Consider the following 6396-nt stretch of genomic DNA (forward strand, 5'->3'; position numbering starts at 1 on the left):
CAAAAGTGATCTTAAACTTATTTAAGAAAACGTGCCTGCAAAGCGGTCGCTGTTGCAAATATTTTCTGATATCCCTGTGGCATAAGGCGCTGGAGAATATCCACGGCTTTGGCATCGGCACCAATCAGTAAACGGCGGCTATTTTTTTGTACAGCTTTTAAAATAAGTGCTGCGGCTTCTTCAGCAGGGGTGCGCAATATCTTGTCAAACGCATCCTGACTTTTTGCAGGGTCCATGCCTAAACTCGTTACACTGTTATTAATCCGTGCTGTCTTGGCAATATTGGTACGGATACCGCCAGGATGAACACAAGTTGCACTAACGCCCAACTTTTCTATATCCAGTTCCTGACGTAATGCCTCGGTAAAACCGCGCACTGCAAACTTACTGGCATTGTAGGCGCTTTGAGTCGGTTGGGCAGTCAAGCCAAACATACTTGAAATATTGATGATATGTCCGTCGCCACTCTGTTTTAGGTAGGGTAGAAACTCTTTGGTGCCATAAACTACGCCCCAGAAATTGATGCCAATCAGCCATTCAAGGTCTTCGTAACTCACACCCTCGGCAGTACTACCAATCGCAACACCCGCGTTGTTAAAAATAAGATTGACCTGTTGATGTTGATCAACCACAGATTTTGCCCAGCTTGCCATTTCCTCACGTTTTGCCACATCCACCACCTGTCTGGTGACCTTAACTGGGTAGGCCTGTAATAAGGCAACGGTATTGGCCAAGCCATTTTCATTAACATCGGACAAGGCAAGGTTGCATCCCTGTTTGGCCAATGCGATGGCAAGTGCCTGACCGATGCCTGAACCTGCGCCTGTGATAGCGGCAACTTTATTGTTAAAGCTTTTCATCTAAGTTTCCCTATATTATTGAATCAAACAAATATCATTAATGATTAAGATTGCCTTGGCGTTAGCGCATAATTTTCAATATCAAAACGGCGGGTGCGTTGACGATATTCAAAGGTAAAACCAGGCCAGTTATTGGTATTTTTTCCTGTGGCGGTTTGATACCAACTGTTACAGCCTTGTGACCACATGGTACTTTTCATTCTTTCCTGAATTTCGTGATTGAACGTGTGCTGGCTTTCAGGCTTTAGATCGGCAAAGCGTAAATTTTTCTTTAGATAAACCTGAAGTGCATCAAGAATATAGTTCACCTGACTTTCGATCATATACACAATTGAATTATGTCCAAGATTGGTGTTTGGTCCATACAGCATAAAAAAATTAGGGAAGCCACTGACGGTTAAACCTAGATAAGCTTCCGCGCCATCTTGCCATACCTCTTTTAAGCTTATGCCATTCAGACCTTTAATTTGCATCGGCGCCATGAAGTCGGTTGCGGTAAAGCCAGTGCCATAAATGATGGTGTCAACCTCACGTAAGTTCCCCTCCTGATCTATAATGCCATTTTCAGTGACTTCCTGAATGGCAGCATTGATGACCTCAACATTCGGGCGAACCAGACTACGATACCAGTGATTGGAAATCAGGATACGTTTACAGCCAATTGGATAGTCAGGCATTAAACGGTGACGGAAATGAGGGTCCTTGATTTCCTCTCGGATATGACGCTGGAAAATATATTCTGCCAACGGCATTTCATTGAGGGTTGTGGTAAAGCTTTTTAGACGAATCTCGTTATAACTGTATTGAAAGATACGATCGAGGCTTTGCAGCACAGGAAGTTTTTGGAATGCCTTGCGCTCAATGGGTGAATAGAGACGATCAGGTTTTGGAATGACATACGGTGCAGAGCGTTGATAAATATCCAGATGCGCCACCTGTTTGGCAATTTCAGGAACAAACTGGATGGCGCTTGCACCAGTGCCAATGACTGCCACACGTTTATTGGTTAAGTCGTAGTCATGATCCCAACGGGCTGAATGAAATGTTTTACCCTTGAAATTTTCCAGACCTTTAATTTTTGGATAGGCAGGACGATTCAACTGACCTACTGCCGCAATTAAAAATTCAGCCTCAAACTTTTCGCCTGTTGTGCTTTGAATATGCCAAATGCCTTGAGTTGCATCAAAATCGGCGCTGGCAATTTCTGTATTAAATTGAATATGTGGATAAAGCTGATATTTCTCAGTGCAGTGGCGTAGATATTGATGAATTTCCTGTGATGAGCCATAACGGTTTTTCCAGCCAAGCTCCTGTTCAAAGGAGAAAGAATAGAGATGAGAGGGCACATCACAGGCAGCGCCAGGATAAGTATTATCACGCCAGACCCCACCAACATCATTGGCCTTCTCAAATAAGGTAAATTGCTGAAATCCAGCCTGTTTGAGACGAATTGCAAGTCCCAATCCACCAAATCCAGTTCCTATAATTGCGATACGAATATTTTTATTTGAATGTGATCCCTGTTTAAACATAACCTGCTCTGGATAAAATATAGATTCCTGAGTGCAGAATAGTCGTTTCACCTGTTGATTTAGAGGATGGATGCGGACAAAATATTGTGATTAGAGGACAAATGGACATGTACATTGAAGTACTTATGGACGTATGAGCGCAGCATCCATAGTGTTCGGCTAATGGCAGATTTTGCGGTGGAACTCGGAGTCTGCCATGAATTGATCCTAAAAGGAACAGGTCTGCAACAACAGCAACTGCTCGACCCCAACATGACAGTTTCTGCCCAGCAGGAATTACAACTGGTTCGTAACCTCGTTGAACAATGTGCAGATCGGCCTTTTCTGGGGTTGGAAGTGGGGACGCGTTATCATTTCACCACCTTTGGTTCACTTGGTCTGGCCCTGATCAGTAGTGCCAACATCCGTGAAGCATTGAATTTTGCACTGGCCTACTTTCCATTAACGTTTGCCTTTACCCAGTTTATTGTTTCAGAACAGGAAAATGCAATTCAAATTGATCTTGAGGTCGATGAGGGAATTCCCCATACACTTTGGCAGTTTATTATTGAACGGGATGCGGCCGCCTTACTGACAGTTCAAAGAGATTTAATCCAGGATAACTTTTGCCAGAAATTGGCGTTTTCATTTCAGCCTCAAGGCGATATACAACCGTATATCGATTTATTTGGAGTGGTTCCAGAATTTGGTGCCCCAAAAAATTATGTGGTATTGAATGGGGAGAAAATCGACCAAAAACTAAGAATGGCAAATGAGCTGGTTTTACATTCCGCTGAAGAACAATGCCGTCAAATATTGGATAAACGGCAATCTCAAAAAAAATATGCCCATCAGGTACGACAGGCATTAATGAATGCTAAAGGAGAAATGCCCTCAATGGAAAATGTGGCTGATCATCTCCATCTTAATTCCCGAACCTTGCGCCGTCATCTGGCTCAGGAAGATACGACCTTTCTTAAAATTAGGGAAGAGGTGCGACAGATTCTTGCAGACTATTATTTGTCTGTTTCACAGGCCTCAGTTGAGCAAATTTCTGAATGGCTTGGATATGCAGAACCCTCAAGTTTTATTCATGCCTATAAGCGCTGGTATGGAAAAACACCTCATGCCGCTCGGTTGAATAAGAAATAATTTTTTAAGGTTTTAATTATATTAAAATTTTATTTTTAGCTAAAATATACATGCTTAAATGTTATCTATTACTTTGTTGGAATATAAGAATTGATTTATTTCTAATGAATATATTTTATTTGAAAAAATAAATAAAATCATACTATTTATGAATAATGTATTGAATGATTTTAGATATAATCTAAAAAACATATTTTTGTAATTAAAAAATGTTCTTGCAGAATATCTGTTTTTAATATCTTGTTATGTGAAATTAAACAAAGAAATTAGTATTTCAATATGTTTCTTCTGTTACTAAAAACTATAAATTTTAACTTTTAAGAAAATATTAGGCCTGTTTTTTAACAAAATCCTATTTTAGTGTGGAATAGACAATTTAAACATCACTGAAGATTCTATTAAGAATGTAACTCTTACGGTGATTTATCCATTTTAAGGAGAATAGAAATGACACATGCAGATGATTTTGATCGTGAGCAAATTAAGAATGCTCCAGATGAGGTTAAAAAAGAGTTGAATGCTGATCCAATTACTGGTGAACCTGGTTCACATCCCGTAGGAACAGGCGTGGGTGCTGTAGGTGGAGCGGCGGCAGGAGCTGCTGTAGGTAGTGTTGGTGGGCCATTGGGTACATTGGTTGGTGGAGCAGTTGGCGCTGTCGTGGGTGGTTTGGCTGGTAGTGCGGTTGGTGAAGCAATTGATCCAACGGTTGAAGATGCCTATTGGCGTGAAAACTACATCAATCAGCCTTACTATGGTACAACCAAGGCGAATTATCCAGACCTGAATTATGAACGGGATTACCAGCAGGCGTATCGTTTAGGTTATGATAATGATGCAATTTATGATCCTGATGTGGCATTTGAAGAGATTGAGCCAGAGCTAAAAGTCAATTGGGAAAAATCAAGAGCTGAATCGCGCTTGTCTTGGGATGAGGCAAAACTTGCTTCCCGTGATGCCTGGAATCGTAATCGTAAATAATCAGATTAACTTAATTTGAAAAAAGAAAAGCCTTTTATTAAGGCTTTTCTTTTTTATATTTTTTTACAAAATATTGAGACAGTATAATAATTATAAGCCTTGTTACAAACAATAGGTCGACAAATCTATGGAAAAATAACATATTTATTTTAAATAAATTTTTAGGATACATGATATGGATAAGATTACTGTGATCGTCAAGGATCAGGAAGAAAATGAATCTATAGTCGTTGCAAAGTTAAATGACTTGGAAGACAATGATATTCCTTTTTTTAAGAGAGTTGAATATATTGAGGTGGAGGGAAAAACTATTTTTCCAAATATAGACTTATTATTTGAGGATGAAGCCGATGGTAAGGTCTATAAATTGGTTTCACCTGTTAATGATAAAAGATTTAATCTGTAATCAGTTTTAATTTCAAGTTATTTCATTAAATCTATATTCATTGTTAAAAGAAAACCGCCCCGTACAGGCGGTTGCTGAACTAATTCAGCAAAATAATAGAAGTGCGAACGGTCAGGAGCACACTTCTATCATTACAAACTAATGCCCCTTATTAAAGGCAGTTATAAATTCTTCAGACTTGAAATAGGAGTTAATCTGTTCTCCTGTCTGTGAATATTCATTTCGACTAGTGACTGGTTTTTTAATTCTTTTTGGGTGCTAAATGTAAAATCTGGTGGGATATCTTTTCTTAAGGGAGGGAGCTTTCTTTTACCGTCTGTTATAATTTTCTCTATAAAGCCCGCAAGCCAAAGTATAAATTCGCCCTCATTCTTGATGCTCGGAATGAGACTAATATCGAGTTTTACCTTACAATCATGGTTTGGTTTGTTTAAACATTCTTCAAAATCAATAAAATTGTAGAGTAGCTTTAGTTTTGTACTCTTGATTTCTTGACGTATCTCAACAATCAGTTTATTGAGATTCTCTATAGGATCATTGCTAAATACTTTATTCTCATTGAGTTTTTTATATATTTTTTCAGCTATGCGTAATATCTGTGGCATTTTTTCCTCCTATGAAATCCTTATCTTTTAGAAATTATGTAGGATTTTATGTTTCTAAATGTATTCATTGTGAACATTCATGTGAGTAATGAGGCTTTTATGAAACAAGTATTGTTTAGGAATACTAATGAATTTTGATTTCTTATATTATTATTTTTAAATTTGTTATAAATTCCAAATAGATAAAATAAAAATTAATAAATACTAAATGGGAACTGGGAGAAATAAAAATATTAAAAATATCTGGCTTTTAAGATAAAAACTTAAATTTACTTTATATACAATCAGGGTACTAATCCTATATGAGTTTTCATTATTGATATAGCAATGGCTAATTTGCTTTATATTGCTTTTATTGTGGTGATGAGAAAGATATTCTCTTAACCATTCATTGATTTTATTTTCCATTTCTTCAGTGGAATTGGATTCAAAGGACCTGATCTTAGCTATATTATTTTCTGATTTAATCAATAGGGTAATTATACCCCAGATTTTTTATAGGTTTTATGAAGATAATTTAAGATTTTTAATTCTTATATCTTTATCCTATTTGTTTGTTTCAAAATATTTAAATTTTTATGCTGATCTCCTAATCTGTTAAATTATAGGGTTTTTTTTAATTTATGTTTTTACATAAATTTTCTTTTTTAAAATGAAAATAGAAAAATGACTTATTAAATTAACAAAAAAGATGCTATTTATAGAAATGTTCTCATTTTTGAAGAGGTGTACCATGTTAAAAACCATTATTACTTTAGGAACAGGTGTGGCTTTAGGCTGTTATTATAAATCCCATAAGGATAAAAATAGACTCTCTGATGATAAGCATCATGGTAATGATCATTTATCCCATGATACCAAAGAGAAAAAGGATATTAAGT

The 6396-nt window shown here is 37.1% G+C and carries 5 protein-coding genes and 1 pseudogene; 3 read left to right on the top strand and 3 right to left on the bottom strand.

Annotation, left to right across the window (positions count from 1 at the left end):
- Positions 1 to 17: 17 nt before the first annotated feature.
- Both N5J47_RS13480 and N5J47_RS13485 read right to left on the bottom strand, forming a co-directional pair.
- Positions 18 to 860 carry an SDR family NAD(P)-dependent oxidoreductase gene (locus N5J47_RS13480; RefSeq protein ID WP_279961270.1) on the bottom strand — a complete coding sequence of 281 codons (843 nt, stop codon included), beginning with the start codon at positions 858 to 860 and terminating at the stop codon, positions 18 to 20.
- Between the two features lie 44 nt (positions 861 to 904).
- A complete protein-coding gene (locus N5J47_RS13485; RefSeq protein ID WP_279961269.1) occupies positions 905 to 2392 on the bottom strand; it encodes an NAD(P)/FAD-dependent oxidoreductase in 1488 nt (495 codons plus the stop codon).
- A gap of 114 nt (positions 2393 to 2506) precedes the next feature.
- Here N5J47_RS13485 and N5J47_RS13490 point away from each other — a divergent pair, with 114 nt between their 5' ends.
- From N5J47_RS13490 to N5J47_RS13500, 3 genes are all read left to right on the top strand, one after another.
- Positions 2507 to 3523 (top strand): AraC family transcriptional regulator, encoded by a 1017-nt coding sequence (locus N5J47_RS13490; protein ID WP_279961268.1) that lies wholly within the window; start codon positions 2507 to 2509, stop codon positions 3521 to 3523.
- Between the two features lie 447 nt (positions 3524 to 3970).
- On the top strand, positions 3971 to 4504 hold the full coding sequence (locus N5J47_RS13495; RefSeq protein WP_279961267.1) for a glycine zipper domain-containing protein: 534 nt from the start codon (positions 3971 to 3973) through the stop codon (positions 4502 to 4504).
- 175 nt (positions 4505 to 4679) lie between these two features.
- Positions 4680 to 4910, top strand: a complete 231-nt coding sequence (locus N5J47_RS13500) for a hypothetical protein (RefSeq protein ID WP_267979203.1) — start codon at positions 4680 to 4682, stop codon at positions 4908 to 4910.
- 138 nt (positions 4911 to 5048) lie between these two features.
- On the opposite strand, the pseudogene N5J47_RS13505 reads toward N5J47_RS13500, so the two are convergent.
- Positions 5049 to 5515: pseudogene (locus N5J47_RS13505) on the bottom strand (hypothetical protein).
- Positions 5516 to 6396: the final 881 nt, after the last annotated feature.

Origin of the sequence: Acinetobacter sp. GD03645 (assembly GCF_029845285.1) — a bacterium.
GTDB classification, from domain to species: domain Bacteria; phylum Pseudomonadota; class Gammaproteobacteria; order Pseudomonadales; family Moraxellaceae; genus Acinetobacter; species Acinetobacter corruptisaponis.

What these genes read in the sequence shown, in the direction of transcription:
- N5J47_RS13480 (WP_279961270.1), bottom strand. Translation starts at nt 860, where the DNA reads ATGAAAAGCTTTAACAATAAAGTTGCCGCTATCACAGGCGCAGGTTCA.
- N5J47_RS13495 (WP_279961267.1), top strand. Translation starts at nt 3,971, where the DNA reads ATGACACATGCAGATGATTTTGATCGTGAGCAAATTAAGAATGCTCCA.
- N5J47_RS13485 (WP_279961269.1), bottom strand. Translation starts at nt 2,392, where the DNA reads ATGTTTAAACAGGGATCACATTCAAATAAAAATATTCGTATCGCAATT.
- N5J47_RS13500 (WP_267979203.1), top strand. Translation starts at nt 4,680, where the DNA reads ATGGATAAGATTACTGTGATCGTCAAGGATCAGGAAGAAAATGAATCT.